The sequence below is a fragment of the Streptomyces sparsus genome (assembly GCF_054776295.1).
The window spans coordinates 1-1,128 of the sequence record NZ_BAAHCA010001266.1 but is presented as its reverse complement, the minus strand read 5'-3'; the positions used below and the strand labels follow the sequence as shown (position 1 = coordinate 1,128).

Genomic DNA, 1,128 nt, shown 5'->3' with positions numbered 1-1,128 from the left:
CGCGGGCGAGGCCCGGCGGTCGCTGCGCGGCTGCGGCACCGAACTGTCGGCTGCCGAGACCGCGGTCCGCGAGGCGAGCGACATCCTGGTGCGGCACGCCAACTCCACCCGCTACGAGCAGGTGCGCACCCCGGCGCGCCAGCAGATCAGGGAGCTGCCGGCCGCCGCCCTGCCGGAGCACGCGGCGGCCTGGGCCGACGCGTTCGCGCCCCGACTGCGGGTCCTCACCGACGAGTTGCAGCAGCTGGAGCGCAACCGCGACAGCATCGTCGACCGGCTGCGCGGCCTGGTCGAGGCGTCACTCGCCACACTGCGCTCCGCCCAGCGGCTGTCCCGCCTCCCCGAGGGCCTGGGGGAGTGGTCGGGGCAGGAGTTCCTCCGCATCCGCTTCGACGACCCCGACCAGGCCGGTCTCACCGAACGCCTCGGAGAGGTGATCGACGAGGCCACCAGGGCGGCCGTGCGCAAGAACTCCGACCTGCGCCGCGACGGCATGTCGCTGCTGCTGCGCGGTGTACACGCGGCCATGCAGCCGCGCGGCGTCGCCGTGGAGATCCTCAAGCCCGACGCGGTGCTGCGGGCCGAGCGGGTCCCGGTCGGCCAGATGGGCGACGTCTTCTCCGGCGGCCAGCTGCTGACCGCCGCGATCGCCCTCTACTGCACGATGGCCGCGCTGCGCAGCAGCGACCGGGGCCGCGACAAGCACCGGCACGCCGGCACCCTGTTCCTCGACAACCCCATCGGGCGGGCCAACGCCACCTACCTGTTGGAGCTGCAACGTGCGGTCGCCGACGCGCTCGGTGTGCAACTCCTCTACACCACGGGTCTGTTCGACACCACCGCGCTCGCGGAGTTCCCCCTGGTGGTCCGCCTGCGCAACGACGCGGACCTGCGGGCGGGGCTGAAGTACATCAGCGTCGAGGAGCACCTGCGTCCCGGGCTGCCGCAGCAGCGGAACGACCCGGACGCCGCGCACGGCGAGATCACCGCCACCCGCATGTTCCGCCGACCGGAGGAGTCCGACGCCGAGCGGGCCGCCAGGGAGGGCGCCGCCCCGAAGCGACTCGACCGGAGTCCGGCCGGGGAGCCCGCCGGGGGCGGGAGCGCGCCGGGCGCGTAGACGCACCG

Annotated in this window: 1 pseudogene; it reads left to right on the top strand. The window is 74.5% G+C overall.

The features are described 5' to 3' along the window. Positions 1-1,120 (top strand): annotated as a pseudogene (locus tag ACYVE9_RS27805) (hypothetical protein); the annotation flags it as partial. Positions 1,121-1,128: the final 8 nt, after the last annotated feature.